Below are 15,833 nucleotides of genomic sequence, written 5' to 3' on the forward strand. Positions count from 1 at the left end.
AACGGGTGGGGTTCCCCATCCAGAGCTGTCGCCGCGTTCTCCAATCGGCTCCATGGACCCACAGCTGAGGGACCATGCTGGGATGCCAGAATGTCAGACAGCGGCCGTACGTCCCAGCTTGTAACCCCAGTCACGCTCGTCGCCTGGCACAAGTCCCGAAATGCTGCAGAAGTACTCTCCGGCTGTTGCCAGAGATCGAAGAACCGGCCCGCGCAGTCCACTATTTCATCGCGCGATGTGGCAGCTAGAAGTTCCTCGGTCCGAGCCTGCATCACATGCCTCAGACGTGGCCCGACCATCGCTCGGAGATGGTGAATGTCACCGTATAAGGAGTCTCGGTTCTTGGTATTGTCCCAAGATTCTTTCCGGGCGAGTCGCGCCCAGTGCCCCAATTCAGTGACCGCTTCCCCCAATGTGTAAGGCAAGGGCGCTCTGAAAGGTACAGGAAGTACACTCGCGGTGGTTTCCATCCACGACCCAGGTGGAGTAGTGGTCGCTATATCGGGCATCTCGTCAGTCACCCAGCTATACTCGCCTGGGCCGATTAGATTGTCGACCCGGGCCACCGTTGTCAGCGGTGCAGTGTTTCGATCCATGGATTGCGGAAGCTCATCTGGATGCGGGAACCGACTGGTTGTCTTGTTAATGGTGGCCACATGATGCGAGCCAGTAGTGCTTGGGCCAGCCATTGGTTGGGTTCGAGCTGATCGCAGAGAAGTTCGATGGCCGTTGACGCTTCCTCGTCTTTGAGGGCGGCTGCGGTTGCCGGGAACGTCTCGATGGCTTCCGGCAGCTTTGGCCAGAGACCCATTGCGGTCGTTTCGTAGAGCCGGACGCGGTCAAGTTCGACCAAGCATGCGTCTACCAACTTTGCCGATTCCGGATCCAACTCACTCCGCGTGCCGCCGGCAAGCAGGGTTCCGAGTCCGATGACTCCGGTGTGATTCTCAGGCGGCGATCCGTCCCACATCGCCCGGTACCCTGAAACGGATTTGGGGAGCATCGGGGCGGCGCCGCCGATTTTGCTGTCACCTATCGTGATGCAGGCGACGGCGAGGCTTTTAGGGGCACCTGCCAAGGCGGTCTTGAGCGCCCCTCGTATGTGAACGCGCAGGGGTTGGTTTTCTGCTGCGGCAGTAAGGCCCAGCGCCAGGCCGCGGGGGTCACGGGGGACCCAGCCTTGAAGAGCTTTCAAGCTAATGTCCACGAATCGGCGCTGCCATTTGGGTTTGCTTGCCGCCAGCCCGTCGTCGAGGATGTCGGCCGCGAGTTCAGGTGCTACCGGGCACAACCAGCTGGGGAAGGCAGTGCTTTCGTCCACAGCCGAGACGATGCTGGTCAGTAGGTCACGCTGGTGGTCGCTTCCGTCGGTAAACAATTTTCCTGCGACGAAGACCCATGTGTTGCGCCAGTGGGGGCTGGGGGCGGTGACCTCCAACCGGTGTCGGACATCGTCATCGGATCCTGAGCTGATCGCGCGGGCAGCCATGAGCTCCTGCAGGCTGCGCACCTCAAAGCTGACTGTATCTTCCTCTCCGGGAACCAAGAGGACGAGCCGATGAGTTGCCGCCTGAACGATGCGCTGGGCTATCTTCTTGGCTTCCGTGCCTGCATCATGCCCAACTTCGATCATCCGCTCCGTGGCCAGGGTACGCAACACCGACATCGGCATGCGGGACTTTGCCTCCCCTAGGGTCTCAGCCTGCATTTGTAGCAGGATACCGACGCGCTCATGCAGCTCTGTGATGTCGTCACGGTGTTGTGCGAAAAGGGACCTGAGCGAGGTCGCTTTGGACGCTTCGCGGTCATACAGCGTCTCGTAGTAGCGCCAGAAAAGGTGGTAACGGTCGGCCGGCAAGGAACCAAGGCGGTCTAGAATGAAGGTGAGGATGAGGACCTGAAGGGGTGTCTTGAGGAGCCGTTCGGCATTTGGGTCAAGGACTGCCTTATTGAACTGGGACAGAGCGCTGTCCAAGCGTTCGTGGTCGTCGGCGAGCCGCCGGTTGATCACGACAGTTCCGTACTCTACTGCCTTGGACGATTCCAGGTATCCCAAGTCCAGCTGGACGAAGTTGCGGGGAGAAACCCGCTCGGTATATCCGGTGGGGCGGGTTGTGACGACAACGAGAAGATCGGCACCTTCGGCGTCGGCGCGTTCAACAAAGTGATCAATTTCGTCGAGAACCCGCCGCCGTACCTCTGGGGAGGTTACTTCATCCAAACCGTCCAGCACCAAGAGCCACGGCCAGACCCGGAGCCAGCTGCCCAGCATTGCCGGATCGATATTGAAGTTGGAGCGCTTGGTGACTAGCTCGCTGATCCAACGCATGAGGGTTGTGCTGCCGTTTGGGCCGATGGCGTCTGCGAACTCGGCGAGGTTAACTTTCACCGGCCAGCGTTTGTTTTTGGGGGTTTCGAGCCTCAGCCGGCGTTGGGCGCTGTGGGTCCCTTCGACGATTTCGTGACTTGATCGAAGAACCGGATCCAGTTCAACGAAGGCGGCCCTGTAGACCTGGACGAGGAATTTACTGAGTGTGCTTTTCCCGTTTCCCGGGGCTCCAGTCAGCACGACGTGCCGCGGACGGTGCTTGTCCTGCATGGATTCGCGGAGTACGTACTCGCCTTGTTGCAACAGCGTCCGGAGCGCAAATCCGTGTGCGCCCTCCTGCATCTGGGCGGGCAGGTCAATGATGACGTTCTCGACCGAGTCGCGGCTTTCACCTCCGGCCTCAGAAAAGTTCACCCAGCGCTCTCCAGCGAGGGCTGTTCTGGCATGGTCGACAAGAACTTCCCGCAGTTCATCAATCTTGGGCAGTCTCGCCGAAAGACTGCCCAGGCGTTCAAGCACGTCGCCTACGGTGAGCATGGCGGGAAAGGCATGCCTTATGGAGCCGTGAACCGTCAGGAGCCCATTGATCTGATCTCGATGCCAGATCTTCCACCCTTTGAAGCCTTGCTCACCCAACGACTTAGCTGTTCGCTCGGAAATGTACTTGTCGAGCTTGTCGATGCCTCCACTGACGGGGACGCTGGAAAGCCGAACGTTGGTGACAAATATCAGATACTCAGGAATCTTTCCGCGCTTGCTGTCCGGATGCTCCCACCTGTCCAGCTCGTCCTTGATTTGGCCGCGCAGCCAGGCCGCGTTCTTCATTGGATCCGCATCCGAGAAGACTTTCTGTTTGGCCTGTATGACCACGTAGCCGTTCCATGAATCGGACCCCATGTCCGTGGTCGCCGACCAATTCACCGGCCCGTTGTACGTTGCCTCACGCCCGCCGTCCTTGCCGGCCCCGAAGGCCTGAACGCCGGCACCAAGAACCTTCAGAGACAACGCAACGGTCAGTTGCTCGAAGGCTCGGTCGCTGAGGTTTTCCAACGGATAGTCGTCCGCCACGAGGCCCCTCTCGATTCGTTGCCACTTTCCGACGTCGTCGCAGACTTGTCCAAGCGACCCAGCAAGTCTATGCGGCCAAAGATCGACCGCGACGTCTCAACGCGCCAGCTCATCAGGCTCTTTTGGCGCGTTGTCGGCGGGTCCATCTAGGCAAAGCCTTTGATTCGTGCTGTGCTATTTGCCTGCATTACCTGCCGCGCAGACGCATACCTGCGGCAGCGAGTCCCCAAGCAAGGAGGTCGTTGATGACCGGACCCACACCACGGCAGGTCGCAACGTGGCAGGACCCGGAGCTGAACGCCCGGGACTGGATGCGGGCCTGGGGATTCACCGATGCCCAGCTGACCAATCCGGGGGGGCAGACAAAGGGATCGACTTAACTTCGAAGCCAGGATTGCCGATACCAGTCCGAGAACGGCAACGAGTGCCCCGATCATCAGCGTTTTCTTCATGCTTCCCCATTGCCGATGCCGAACTTTGTCCGACGCTCCAATTATGTGCACGCCGGAGGGACAGTGGCTTGTATTACGCGCTGGGACCATGCCTAGGAGAGCTACGGCCGCAACGCTAAGGAAGCCCGCCGATGGGGGATCGGTGGGCTTCCAGTTCAACGCTAAGCCCACCTGGCTCTAGCATCAAAATAAATTCGCTGTCAGCATCTCAGGTTCTGCTGACACCATCTACGAGGTACTCGCGACGGCCATCGGTGACGAGGAAGGAGCGGTCGTTCTCGGAGCCGTAGTCGGCGACCATGCAGGTCCTGTGGGTTCCGTCGGCTGGCCGCGAGGCCCCGCAGGTATAGCGCAACGGAGGGCGGTCAGGCACTGGGTCCTCGTCCGACTGGCGCTAGAAGATTTCCGCGCTGCGGAATGGGCACTCACGCCTCCCACATGTCGATGATCTCAACGCCCAAAGTCCAGTAGACATCAACCGCGTCAGCGCTGTGCCCGACCGAGAGCAAGCCAGACTCCGTATGGGATGAGATTGCGAGCGGGAGAGCCCGCCGATAAGGGAGTTTCTTCGGGCCCAACGATGCTTATGGGTAATGTTGTCCTGAAGTGCCAATCATTCTGAGGGCCGACTAACTCACCCTGCGAGAGATCCCATGGCAAACGAAGCGGATGGCGTGATTGAGGGAGCGAGTTGCCAGTAAGGAATCAGGGGCTTGAACTGGATTCGCAAGCAGCGGATTACGAGCAGCTGGCCCTATCAATAGCCAAGGCGGACCTTTCCTACGTTTCGTCCGTCCTGTTGGATTCGGCTCAGGGCAAGGGATCAATCCGACAGTGGCCCTTTGTCCAATATGGGGCGATGGTGGCGTACGAGGCCAAAACACACTTCGAGCGGACTGAAGGGTGGAATCTGGCGGTCACGTGGGATGACGATGTGGCTGCAGCCTCCCGGACCAGCGGGAAGTTCTTTGAGGACAACCGAAGGCTCATCCAGGGAGTCGCAGGACACTTCGAGGACTTGATCGAGTCGAATCACGGCACGTTTTTCCCACGAGACAGAAGAGCGCCGTGGTTGGACTTACTGCGCGATGACCTTGCCGTAGCTACTCAAGGACGCGTGCCACTGCTAACCAACATAGGCGGTCACTACCTGATGGGGATGACCGCCGACCACGTAGCATCCTGGGAGTCGGCGGGTGAACAGGCTTTCCTGCTCGCCAGAGGCATTGGAAACATGGCAAGCAGATTCGTCGGAGCTGAGGAAATACATCAACACTCCAATATTCTGAACGGCCCAGAGATTTCATGGTGGGATGGCAAGTCAAAGAAGTGCTTCCCAAATATCCTTGCAGGGGAGTTTGACCCTGCGATGTCCGCCGCTCTCATCACGATCCAAGGTACCTGCGTGATAACGGAGCAATATGCCCGCACGCGCTGCTGCACAGACTGTGAGTCGGCCGCCCTCAAACACAGATTCGTCCTGCTCTACCAAATCCTCAAGTCCCTCGACTCCCTCAATGCTTCGACAGTTGCCTTGGGTCCCATTGCCAGGCAATACCTGACCACCGCCCTTGAAGCGCCGTTCGCAGCGGAGATGCTAGCCGAACGCAGGTACCGGCAACTCAGGAACGGCCTCGTTCACTTGGGTTTCGCTGATTTGAAGGACCGCGTCGAGGGTGACTGGACTTTCGACTCCATGATTAGGGCCTACTCCGGCCGTGACAGGGACGTCCTGGAGGGCCTTGTGGACGTAACTCTCAGGGATCTGGCCGAGACTTTAACAGCGTGGGTATTGGCTCCGGCGACAAGAGGCGGGCTTTTCAGAGTCCTGCGTAAGAAGTCGTAAGATCAGCCGCTCTTAGCGCAGCCACTGGCATCGATGCGACTTCTAGCGTAGAGGGACCTGTGACGCGGTGACCTTTATGTCCCACCTTCTGTCTGGATAGAACTTCTCGACCATTTGACGCACTGAGCGTTCCCTCAAGGGCCTGTTTCCTCCCGGCCCTATGGTGATGCTCAGGATGGCGTCCGAAGGAAATGGATGAGTCTTGTAGGGTATGAGCGCGGAATAGCCCTCCCGGAAATGCAGATCTCTGCTGTCATCGGAGATGTTGACCAACCGCCACTCACGCTCTTCGCGGAAGCCTGGGTTCTTGACCTGAGCAAGGAGCCGTACGACCGTAAGGAATTCATGGGCAGCCAATGACCCGGGATGATTCCCAGAGCCTGGATCGATGCTCTCTACTAGGCTTGTAACGTCGTCAATGGCCTCGGGCAATCCATACCTAACTCGGGCCAGGCTGGAGCCCATATAGGCCGTCGGGTCACTAAGCTGTAGTTTCAATGGATCAAGGCCAAGGGCGTACCCGCCCGATCCGGCGTAGCCACGCCACTGGCTGAGTAGATCGCCGTCCTCACAGAAACACGCAAGATAAACATCACCCCAGGACGGCCCCCGGTCGTGCAGGTCCTCTAACTGGCCGATCATGTCTTCGAATACGGCAAGCAGTGGTCGATTTGGGAACTCAGGTTCGTTTCTGGCTAAGCGAGCTCTTAGTTCGTCCGCCCTGGCGTTCATGGCAGTGGAAACCGCTTGGGAAGCGTGAATAAGCTCCTCAGCATCGTTCATGAACAGTGCATTCGAGATCCACAATGAACTGGAGCTAAGAATCCCGAGAAGGCCTGCGGCTGATGTGTAGTGGTAAAGAACTTCAGGTGCGGAAGACATGTGCCCATTGTCCGCTCCCAAGCGATGCGGTGCTGGCATGTGGCCTCCGAAACGATGACAACTAAGTTGGCACATCGGGCCCCTTGCACGTAGACGCAAATTCCCGGAAACACAGGGGACAAATAGTTGGCCACTGGCCAACTAGCTTGGCATCTCACAGTCATTACCTCTTTGGAAAGGCGGACGGCGAGTAATCGCTGTCCGCCTTTCTTGTGTCTGAACATCTTGAGCCTGGACAGCCACGAACAAAGTATCGTCCTGTGCCGGTAGCTTGCATTGCGACGAACCGGATGCCGCTGTGGGCAGGTTTGAACGGCGGTAATTACGTTCTGGAGGGCCGATGCCCAGGCAACGGAGGCGCTTGGGAACGGTAGCTGTGTCCGGTGGGCGTGCGTATTTCCAGGGTGTGTCTTTCCCCGGGCCTGGTGTTGGCGCTCCAGCCCGGGTTTTCTTTGGTGTGGTTGCAGGCTTCGCAGAGTCCGGCACCGTTGCTCAGGGTGGTGGTGCCGCCGGCGTGCCAGGGCACGATGTGGTCGATGTGCCTGATGGGCGCGTCGCAGTAGGGTGTGCGGCAGGTGTCATCGCGGGTTTCAATGAAGCGTCTGAGCCGCGGTGGAAAGAGCCTGGCTTTGGAATCCGTTGTCAGGAGATCTCCTGTGGCCGGTGCAGTGTAGAGCCGGCGGACCCAGACCTGGAACTCAGGATCCCGCGGAGGACCGGAGTCGCTGCCAGCCGAGGGATCCTGGACGACTGGAATCTCCCTGCCTGCACCGCCTGCACCGACCAGTTTCCGGGCCCACCCTGCTGGGACGATTCCGTAGCCCTTCACGCGTGCGGGTTCGGCATCGCCCTGGAAGAGGGTTCGGTCGGTCATGACGAGGTCCAGGTTGATCCCTGAGATCCCGCCCGGCGTACCGGTGATGCGCTCGACGAGGGTGTCGGCCATGACCTGGCCCCGGTTCCGGGGATCACCGGCCGCACGGGCAGAATCAGCCCGACGCGTGAGCGCGGCATAGACCGCGACCCCTTGCGCGACCGGCAGCAACGCGGTCAGGTACGTCATGGTGTCCGGCGCCGGACGAAGACTCACGGTCCGCTCGGTGAAAGCGTGGGAGGCACGCTTCACCACCGACCGCGGATCACGCCGGTACGCGGCCGCTTTCGCCGCGGCAATGATCGCTTGATCCCCAGCGCCGTCGAAAGTTCCGGTGTCCGCGGCGAGTTCCTCATCCACCGCGCACCTGTCCTCCACAGACAAGCACGCCGTTTCCCTGACCAGCAGCGTAGCCCGCCACTCATTCAACTCCCCTGACTCCAGCGCCGCCAGAGTCCTCGGCATCTCCACCACCAACGCCTTCGCCAACCCCAACAACCGGGAGCCACGATTCGGGGACTCCCGCCGAGCCAACGCCACCTGCGCCCCAACACCCTTACCCCGCTCGGACACGGGCACGCCAGCCTCGGCCTGCTCTTGCCGTTGTGCCAGATCCAACGCCACCGCGATCCTCGCCTGCAAGCCGGTGATGGCCGATTTCATGTCTTCTAGAGCGCGCAATTGATTGATCAGATCACGGCTTACCGTGCGGGTCTGAGGCAGAGCGTCAACGTCCGGCGCCTGACCTTGAGCAGTAACACGAACCAGCGCAGCCGACACCTCAGCGCCTGCCTGCCTTTCCCGAACCTGCTCCATGTCCTTGCTCTCCCAGACGGCTCCGACATTATTAGCTGTTCGTCAACCGGCCCGGCCATGCGGCTTTCGAGGGCAGTGAACCGTCCCGCCCTTGCCCGCGTCTAGACATCAGGGGAGGATAAATGCCATCTTCGGAAGGTTCAGCATGGTGCAGCTTGAGAAGTTCGAAAAGTACTTGATTGAAGAGTTCTACGACGACTACCGGTCGGGCGAGATGTCGCACAAGACATTCACCAGGCGGGTGGCATTCATCATGGGAAGCATGACCGCGGCTGCGGCGGCCATGGCCCTTGTGGGCTGCACGCCGGACGAGGTTCCGCGGACCACGGACCCAATGCCAACGCCATCGCCCACGTCGTCGGCCACATCAGCGGCAGGCCCCACCACCGCGGTTCCCAACGCCAAGAGCCCGTTGTCGGTTCCGGAGGGTGCAGCCGGACTCACGACGGCCACGGTGAAATTCGACTCCGGCGGGACAGAAATCAGCGGGTATCTGGCCCGGCCCGACGGAGGCCAAGAAGGCCCCGGGGTTCTGATCTGTCACGAGAATCGAGGCCTTACGCCGCATATCCAGGATGTTGCCCGCCGCTTCGCCAAAGAAGGCTATGCAGCACTGGCGCTGGATCTGCTGAGCCGGGAAGGCGGTACGGCGTCGATGGATCCGGACGCCGTTCCAGGGGCGCTGACCCAAGCTGGTGCGGCACGCCACGTCTCCGACTTCAAAGCGGCCTTCGACTACCTTAACGGCCAGGATTTCGTGGAGCAGGGCCGCATCGCCATGATCGGCTTCTGCTTCGGCGGCGGCATCACGTGGCAGGCATCTACGGAAATCAGTGGGCTCAAAGCAACATCTGCCTTCTACGGTCCAGCGCCGGACCTGGTCAAGGTGCCCACTATCAAGCCGGCTGTGTTGGGTGTCTATGCGGAGAATGACGCACGCATCACTGGCGCGATGCCCCAATTCCAGGAAGCCTTGGACGCATCAACGGTCAAGCATGAGCTCAAGGTCTACCCGGGCGTGGACCACGCGTTCCACAACGACACCGGTGAACGCTACGTCGAGGCCCAGGCGACGGCGGCATGGAACGACACCCTGACGTGGTTCAAGGACAACGTCTAAACAGCCAGGCGTCACCCGTTCAGCCGAGCAGCCTCACTTGCCAGCTCGGCTTCCAACGTCTCGATGCTCGGCAGGCTCGCTACCAATTCATCAGGCAACGAGTCGGCAACGGACGTGCGCCACTCAGCGATGCCCACGGGCGCGTTGAAACCGCGCAATGCGTATTCGGCCACCACGCTGTTCTTCTCCTTGCAGAGCAGCAAACCGATGGTCGGCTTGTCGTCAGGGTGCGCCATGAGATCGTCCACGGCTGCCATGTACATTCCAAGCTGTCCGAGGAATCCGGGTTCGAACTTCACGGCCTTGAGTTCGATCACCATGTAGCAGCGCAGCTTCAAATGGTAGAAGAGTAGATCCGCAAAGAACTCGTCGCCGGCTATTTCGAGCCGCACTTGTTCTCCAACAAAGGCGAAGCCCTGTCCCAGCTCCAACAGGAATTTCTCCACGTGCTTCACCAACTGCAGCTCCAGGTCCCGCTCATTGTGCCGGTCACTCATGGCCAGGAAATCAAAAACGTAGGGATCCTTGGTGGCCTGCTGCGCCAGGTCGGAGTCAGCGGGCACCATGGTGGACTTGAAGTTGGTGATCGCTTGGCCGGAACGCTCGTGCAACCGGGTTGAGATCTGATGTGTCAGGACGTTGCGGGACCAGCCGTGCTGAGCCGCCGCCGCCGCGTACCAAAGCCGCGTGGCGGCGTCGTCGAGTTTCTCCAGAAGGGCGATCTGGTGGTACCAGGGCAATGTTGCAAGCGGCGCTTGCAACATTGGGAAGTCCGGCCAGGCCTGCGCGAAGCTCTTCATGTAACGGAGGTTCCTGGGGGAGAAGCCCTTTGCCTCCGGGAACCGTGTCCGGATGTCGGCAGACAACCGTGTCACAACCTTGGCGCCCCAACCCTGCTCGGATTCCCGCTCCGCCAATTTCCGGCCGATGCTCCAGTAGGAGTTCAACAACTCGCTATTGGCGGCTGCCAGCGCCCGGGTCCTGCCAACGCGTACTTCCTGGGCCACGGTATGGAGCAAGGTGGGGTACCAATCGGGCATGGACGAAGCAGCAGGGACACCCGGGAAGGATGCCTCGGTAGCGAGCTCTTGGGACGGCATGGTGCTCCTGTCGTTTACTGTTGGCATCACGCTATGGGGAGGCACTGACAAAATAGGTGGGTGAGTGAAGCCGCCGAATTTGTGGACTACACGCTGCAGCGTGAGTCGTCATGGGAAAAGGCCGATGAGGCCAGTGAACGCCTAGGCGAAGCCTTGAAGGTATATGGCGCGTCTGTGGGCGCAGTTCGCGGAACAATCCGGGATACGCTGAAGCGGTACAAGAACCTCAACCATGACGACATCACCGCCTTGAGCTCGGAACTTTGGGAGGAGCCGGTCTTCGAAAGGCGTCTCGCAGCGGTGGTTCTGTTGCAAAGCAAAGTGTCGCTCCTCGTCAACACGGACCTCACCCGCATCGAAGGTTTCATCAGGGACGCCGGGACGCGGGAACTGGTGGATCCGCTGGCCAAAGACGTTGTCAGGCCATTGCTGGCCCGACTCGAAGGGCCGGCGAAAGACCGCGCTGAGCGCGTTCTGGATCGTTGGGCGACCGGCACGGACCCTGAATTGCGCCATGCCGCGGCCCTCGCCACAGGCGGCCCCACCCCTTGATAAGCACCAATGACCGGCCTAGCGTTTCCCTCAACACATGCCAGTGACTTGAGAGGCAGGTTGTTTGATGAAATCGCTGTGGTTGGATCGCGAATCGCCTTTCACCTCCGACGAAATTCCTGACGAAAAGCATTTCGACACGATCGTGGTGGGCGCAGGCCTCACGGGAATGGTCACAGCGCTGCTCTTATCCCGGTCCGGCCAGCGCGTGATGGTCTTCGAGGCCAGGACACTCGGCGCCGTCACAACGGGAAACACCACCGGCAAGCTAAGCCTCCTGCAAGGTGGTGTGCTCTCCGCCCTACGCAGCCAGTACTCCCTTAAAGTGGTCCGGGCCTACGTAGAGGCCAACAAGTCCGGACAGGCCTGGCTCGCGCAGTACATGGAACAGCAAGGCGTCCCATTCCAGCGCCGGACCGCGGTCACCTTTGCAACCACCGACGACGGCGGGCAGCGGCTCCGCAAGGAAGCTGCGGTTTCGCGGGACGCCGGTCTTGACGTCCATTTCAGCCGTGACGCGGGGTTGCCGTTTCCCGTAGTGGAAGCGTTGGAATTGGAAGGCCAGGCACAAATTCACCCCATGGACGTGCTGGCGACCCTCGCGAAGGATATCCGGGCGCATGGCGGGCTCATTGTTGAGGGTGTCCAGGTCCAGGATGTGGGATCAGGGCTGCCCCTGGACGTGACCACCCGCAGGGGCAGCTTCACTGCCGACACCGTAGTGCTCGCCACCGGGACGCCGATCCTGGACCGTGGCCTGTACTTCGCCAAGCTCGAACCGCACCGTTCCTATGCAGCGGCCCTGCGGGTGCCGGGCGACATTCCACAAAGTATGTACCTGTCCATCGACGCGCCCACCCGGTCCCAGCGGACACAGCCCACCGCTGACGGCGAATTGCTCTTGGTGGGCGGTTATGGACATCCGGGCGGCCGGGCTGCGTCGACGCAGTCACATCTTGACGAGTTGCTGGGATGGGCCAACAAGCACTACCCGGGCGCGGAGGTCACCCACACGTGGTCGGCGCAGGACTACCAAGCGACCAACCTTGTGCCGTTCTTCGGGAAGCTGCCGCGGGGACACGGCCGGATCTTCTTTGGTACCGGCTTCAACAAGTGGGGGATGAGCAACGGGGTGGCGGCCGCCCTTTCCATCACCTCGGACATCCTGGGTGGCCAGTCCGATTGGGCCACCGTCATTCATCATCGCGTCACCTCGCCCAAGGGCGCGGCGGAGGCCATCCGCCACAACGCAGACATTGCCCGCCGGATGATCGAGGACAGGGCCAGTGCCCGGAAGAACCCCGAAATCACCGACGAGACCCGCCCGCCGGAGGGGACTGGCGTCGTCGGCCTCTACAACGGTGAACCAGCGGCCGTGTCCACTGTGGAGGGCAAGGTCTGCCTGGTATCCGCCAGTTGCGCACACTTGGGTGGCCTGCTGAGCTGGAACGACGCGGAGAAGTCCTGGGATTGTCCCTTGCATGGCTCTCGTTTCACGCCCGAGGGCAAGTACCTCGAAGGGCCAGCAACGCATCACCTGCAGACCTCCGTCGGAAAAAATTCAGACGGCAGGAAAAAGGACTAGCTGAGTCGAGCGACGCGACGCTGGGCCTGGTCCGCGGTCCGGCGTTTTTGCGTGGCTTCCCGGACTGTGAGTTTCTTCTTTGATTCCGCGGCATCGGCGTCCCTGGTGAGTCCAATCAGTTCCGCTTCCAAGGAGGCCAGGCGTTTCCTGGCCTCTTCGATGTCGGATTTGAGGCTTGTTCTGCGGGCTGACAGCTCATTGACAAGGTCCCACGCTTCGGACGCAGCTTCTTCGGCAATCCGAGCTTCTTTGTTGGCGTCTTCGAATTCGCTCCGTGCTTCCTTCAGCGCTGCCTGTTGTTTGGCTGCGCGGCGATCCGCCAGGGATGTCGCCTGCTCTTGCGGTGCCTTCTCTGCCCCAGGCGTTTCTTTGGACGGCGATTGTGAGGCCTTAGTACCAGCATTCCTGGCGTCGCTCCTGGCCACCGGCTTCGCCGTGTTCTCTTGTCCGGGCGCAGCCTGGTCCCCGGGGCCAACCGCAGCAACCGCACCGGTGAGGTCCACGGACTCGAAGCCGCTGCCGCTCAGGCCGCGTACCAGCCGGCCCGTCGCAACGGCGGCGGCGGCGCCGGCATCAGCCATCGCCGCCCTCAGGGTCTGCTCCATATCGGTAACTGCGGCGGCACTCAACGGTGCACCCAGTTCGCCGGCGAGGTCTTTTGCTGCATGTACTGCCGCGGCCAGATGTCCTTGCCGCTGCTGACCCAGCTCGCGAAAGGACTCCGCGTCGCCCTCCTCTTGGGCGTTTCGGAGGGAAACGCCAAAACGTACGACGCCGTCAATCACCTCAGGTTTGTGAACGGCCAGCATGTTGATGGCCCAGGCGCCGGCGGCAGGCTTGGGGAGGCTGCCGATCTCTTTCGCAAGGTCCTTAGCGCCGTCGTCCTTGGCTTTGCGGACCAAGGCAGTTCGCTCAGCTGTGAAGTCACGGGGCACTACGGCGTACAACTCCTGGGCGGCGTCGCGGAGGTCCATGAACTCATCCTAGGGTTCATCGTGGCGGCCCCTGCGACCGAATCCGCGTTCCGGCGATGCTTAGGGTAGCCTAAGTCGGGTGGATCAGATCATGAGCTTGCCCTTCGGTGTCGCCCTCGCGGCGCTCTTCGCGATTGTCATGATCCGCGTCAATGTTACGTACTGGATTGGCCGGGGCGCCGTGGCCGGGTTCGCCCACACCCGTTTTGGGAAGTCCTTGGAGCGTCCCAAAGTAGCCCGTGCCCAAGCCCTGATCAAGCGATGGGGTCCGTACGCCGTCGTGCTTTCCTTCCTGACCATCGGCCTCCAGACGGCCATTAATCTTGCGGCCGGTGCGGCTCGAATGCCGCTGCGACGCTACCTGCCGGCCGCCATCGCCGGGTCTGTCATGTGGGCGTTTCTTTACGCGACCATCGGACTTGCCGCCCTGGAGGCATGGCTGGCGGTCGCAGCGGCGTCGCCCGTTGGGGCTGGGGTGGGAGTTGTGGCGCTGGCTGCCGTCATTGCCTGGGTGGTGGTGGCTCGCAGGCGTCGTTCCGCGGCCAAATCAGCGGATACAGTGGTCTGAGTTCTACTGCTGGATCGGCGAAAGGCTCGGGGTTGACTACTGCATTACCGGAACTGGCGGATGGCGATTCCTATTACGAATCGTTGGGCGAGGGACGCTACCGTTCCACGATCCATGCCCAGGGCGCCTGGAATCCCCATGAACAACACATGGCTCCAGCCTCCGGCATCCTTGCCGAGGCCCTTGTCAGGCATGAGCCCAGGGACGATGTCCGCCTGGCGCGGATCAGTTACGAAATCCTCGGGCTGATACCAGGCGGCGAGTTCCACATCACCACCTCAACGGTGAGGCCGGGACGGACGATTGAGCTCATCCAAGCCGAACTCTCGGCCGGAGGCAGGGTGGCAATCCGCGCCGCGGCTTGGCGTATGGTCACCAGCGACACCAGTGCGGTAGCCGCGGTGGAAGACGAGTCCATGCCCGCCCCGGGCGCATGCAAGCCATGGGACGGAGCCAGCGTGTGGCCCGGTGGCTACATCCGGTCGCTGGAGATGCGCTTGGCTGAAGGTCACCGTCCGGGATCCGGCAAGGTGTGGATCCGCACCTCCCACCCCTTGACGGACCAGCAGGACAGCACGGATCTTGCTCGGCTGATGGGCCTGGTGGACACCGCCAACGGGATCGCCGCCCGGGTTCCTCCGGGGGAGAACAGCTACATCTTCCCCAACGTTGACTTGCAGATCCACATGTACCGGGCGCCGTCCGGTGAATGGCTGGGACTGGACAACAAAGTCTCCTTCGGAAGCGACGGCATCGGCCTGACGTCCACCGTGCTCCACGACGTCAACGGACCGTTTGGCAGGGCCGAGCAAATCCTGACGTTGAGGAAGAGCTGATGTCGGCCGAGGCGCGGAGCCAGCTCACGGCGTATCGCCAATTGGAATCGATGGGTGCGGCGGAGGACCTCGATTTCGCCCTGGAACTGTTGAAGCGTGCCCGCAGCGGACAGTTGGGTCCTTCTCTTCGCCTGTACCGTCCGCTGCCCACGGTAGCGTTCGGGCAGCGGGACGCGAACCTTCCTGGTTTCCCTGCTGCGGAGGAAGCCTGTCGGGAGCTTGGTTTCGAACCCCTGATACGGAAAGCCGGAGGACGGGCGGCCGCATATCACCAGGGCACCTTGGTGATTGACCACATTGAGCCGCATCCAGACGCAATCGTTCGGGCCAAGGCCCGCTTTTCCGAGTTCGGTGAGTTGCTGGCTGGTGCGCTCCGAAGCGTCGGTGTCCATGCCGCCGTCGGCGAAATCCCGGGAGAATACTGCCCCGGTGAGTTCAGCGTCCACGGCGAGGATCCGGACTTTCCAGCCCACAGCATCAAACTGATAGGCACCGCCCAACGCGTAGTTTCCGGTGGTTGGTTGTTCAGTTCAGTGATAGTGGTGGAGAACTCCCAACCCATTCGCGATGTCCTGACGGCGAGCTACGCTGCCCTGGGCCTCGAGTGGGATCCCGCAACCGCCGGTGCGGCCAACGACCTGCTGCCGCACTTGGACGTGAAGACTGTCGAGGACGCAGTCATTGAGGCCTACCGCGGTTATGCGGACGTCGTCGACGGCGACTTCCGCAGCCTTGTGGGCTAGGGGCACGTGCGTCGTTTCACTGCGCGGGGCTGCGCCGCTGCCTACTATCCGCAGGCCAACGTGCTGGTGCCGCCGGATTCGACGGCGG

Annotated in this window: 13 protein-coding genes; 8 read left to right on the top strand and 5 right to left on the bottom strand. The window is 61.2% G+C overall.

The features are described 5' to 3' along the window. Nucleotides 1-571: 571 nt before the first annotated feature. Complete coding sequence (locus ACSSVG_RS20110) at nucleotides 572-3,397, bottom strand: NACHT domain-containing protein (RefSeq protein WP_231338603.1); 2,826 nt, start codon at nucleotides 3,395-3,397, stop codon at nucleotides 572-574. Between the two features lie 245 nt (nucleotides 3,398-3,642). Between ACSSVG_RS20110 and ACSSVG_RS20115 the strand changes: the two genes are divergently transcribed. Both ACSSVG_RS20115 and ACSSVG_RS20120 read left to right on the top strand, forming a co-directional pair. Then, nucleotides 3,643-3,777, top strand: a complete 135-nt coding sequence (locus ACSSVG_RS20115; RefSeq protein ID WP_269215551.1) for a hypothetical protein — start codon at nucleotides 3,643-3,645, stop codon at nucleotides 3,775-3,777. Between the two features lie 931 nt (nucleotides 3,778-4,708). After that, nucleotides 4,709-5,695: a hypothetical protein gene (locus tag ACSSVG_RS20120; RefSeq protein ID WP_231338602.1), complete on the top strand. Its 987-nt coding sequence runs from the start codon at nucleotides 4,709-4,711 to the stop codon at nucleotides 5,693-5,695. Nucleotides 5,696-5,737: 42 nt separating this feature from the next. Here the strand turns inward: ACSSVG_RS20120 and ACSSVG_RS20125 are convergent, their stop codons facing one another. Further along, a complete protein-coding gene (locus ACSSVG_RS20125; protein ID WP_231338601.1) occupies nucleotides 5,738-6,577 on the bottom strand; it encodes a DUF2971 domain-containing protein in 840 nt (279 codons plus the stop codon). 322 nt (nucleotides 6,578-6,899) lie between these two features. Then, nucleotides 6,900-8,267: an HNH endonuclease gene (locus ACSSVG_RS20130; protein WP_231338600.1), complete on the bottom strand. Its 1,368-nt coding sequence runs from the start codon at nucleotides 8,265-8,267 to the stop codon at nucleotides 6,900-6,902. A gap of 145 nt (nucleotides 8,268-8,412) precedes the next feature. On the opposite strand from ACSSVG_RS20130, the gene ACSSVG_RS20135 reads away from it, so the two are divergent. Further along, nucleotides 8,413-9,387, top strand: a complete 975-nt coding sequence (locus tag ACSSVG_RS20135) for a dienelactone hydrolase family protein (RefSeq protein ID WP_492415971.1) — start codon at nucleotides 8,413-8,415, stop codon at nucleotides 9,385-9,387. A gap of 11 nt (nucleotides 9,388-9,398) precedes the next feature. Here the strand turns inward: ACSSVG_RS20135 and ACSSVG_RS20140 are convergent, their stop codons facing one another. Then, a complete protein-coding gene (locus ACSSVG_RS20140) occupies nucleotides 9,399-10,487 on the bottom strand; it encodes a PDDEXK nuclease domain-containing protein (protein WP_231338598.1) in 1,089 nt (362 codons plus the stop codon). Nucleotides 10,488-10,547: 60 nt separating this feature from the next. On the opposite strand from ACSSVG_RS20140, the gene ACSSVG_RS20145 reads away from it, so the two are divergent. After that, complete coding sequence (locus ACSSVG_RS20145; RefSeq protein WP_231338597.1) at nucleotides 10,548-11,039, top strand: DNA alkylation repair protein; 492 nt, start codon at nucleotides 10,548-10,550, stop codon at nucleotides 11,037-11,039. Between the two features lie 67 nt (nucleotides 11,040-11,106). After that, nucleotides 11,107-12,624, top strand: a complete 1,518-nt coding sequence (locus ACSSVG_RS20150) for an FAD-dependent oxidoreductase (RefSeq protein WP_231338596.1) — start codon at nucleotides 11,107-11,109, stop codon at nucleotides 12,622-12,624. Here the strand turns inward: ACSSVG_RS20150 and ACSSVG_RS20155 are convergent. Continuing rightward, nucleotides 12,621-13,598, bottom strand: coding sequence for a hypothetical protein (locus ACSSVG_RS20155; protein ID WP_231338595.1), 978 nt, complete (start codon nucleotides 13,596-13,598; stop codon nucleotides 12,621-12,623). The two genes, ACSSVG_RS20150 and ACSSVG_RS20155, sit on opposite strands and share 4 nt — an antisense overlap. Before the next feature lie 79 nt (nucleotides 13,599-13,677). Between ACSSVG_RS20155 and ACSSVG_RS20160 the strand changes: the two genes are divergently transcribed. Genes ACSSVG_RS20160 through ACSSVG_RS20170 form a run of 3 tightly spaced genes read left to right on the top strand, consistent with a single transcriptional unit; the run spans nucleotide 13,678 to nucleotide 15,745 of the window. After that, nucleotides 13,678-14,166 carry a DedA family protein gene (locus ACSSVG_RS20160; RefSeq protein WP_231338594.1) on the top strand — a complete coding sequence of 163 codons (489 nt, stop codon included), beginning with the start codon at nucleotides 13,678-13,680 and terminating at the stop codon, nucleotides 14,164-14,166. 32 nt (nucleotides 14,167-14,198) lie between these two features. Continuing rightward, nucleotides 14,199-15,002, top strand: coding sequence for a thioesterase family protein (locus ACSSVG_RS20165; protein WP_231338593.1), 804 nt, complete (start codon nucleotides 14,199-14,201; stop codon nucleotides 15,000-15,002). After that, complete coding sequence (locus tag ACSSVG_RS20170; protein ID WP_231338592.1) at nucleotides 15,002-15,745, top strand: lipoate--protein ligase family protein; 744 nt, start codon at nucleotides 15,002-15,004, stop codon at nucleotides 15,743-15,745. Before ACSSVG_RS20165 ends, ACSSVG_RS20170 begins: the two co-directional genes overlap by 1 nt. Nucleotides 15,746-15,833 lie beyond the last annotated feature (88 nt).

The organism is Paenarthrobacter sp. E2MeOHC11 (genome assembly GCF_058744955.1).

Bases quoted from the DNA above. Each gene is read 5' to 3' on its own strand.
- ACSSVG_RS20115 (WP_269215551.1), top strand. From the start codon at position 3,643: ATGACCGGACCCACACCACGGCAGGTCGCAACGTGGCAGGACCCGGAG.
- ACSSVG_RS20120 (WP_231338602.1), top strand. From the start codon at position 4,709: ATGGTGGCGTACGAGGCCAAAACACACTTCGAGCGGACTGAAGGGTGG.
- ACSSVG_RS20125 (WP_231338601.1), bottom strand. From the start codon at position 6,577: ATGTCTTCCGCACCTGAAGTTCTTTACCACTACACATCAGCCGCAGGC.
- ACSSVG_RS20130 (WP_231338600.1), bottom strand. From the start codon at position 8,267: ATGGAGCAGGTTCGGGAAAGGCAGGCAGGCGCTGAGGTGTCGGCTGCG.
- ACSSVG_RS20135 (WP_492415971.1), top strand. From the start codon at position 8,413: ATGGTGCAGCTTGAGAAGTTCGAAAAGTACTTGATTGAAGAGTTCTAC.
- ACSSVG_RS20140 (WP_231338598.1), bottom strand. From the start codon at position 10,487: ATGCCGTCCCAAGAGCTCGCTACCGAGGCATCCTTCCCGGGTGTCCCT.
- ACSSVG_RS20150 (WP_231338596.1), top strand. From the start codon at position 11,107: ATGAAATCGCTGTGGTTGGATCGCGAATCGCCTTTCACCTCCGACGAA.
- ACSSVG_RS20155 (WP_231338595.1), bottom strand. From the start codon at position 13,598: ATGGACCTCCGCGACGCCGCCCAGGAGTTGTACGCCGTAGTGCCCCGT.
- ACSSVG_RS20170 (WP_231338592.1), top strand. From the start codon at position 15,002: ATGTCGGCCGAGGCGCGGAGCCAGCTCACGGCGTATCGCCAATTGGAA.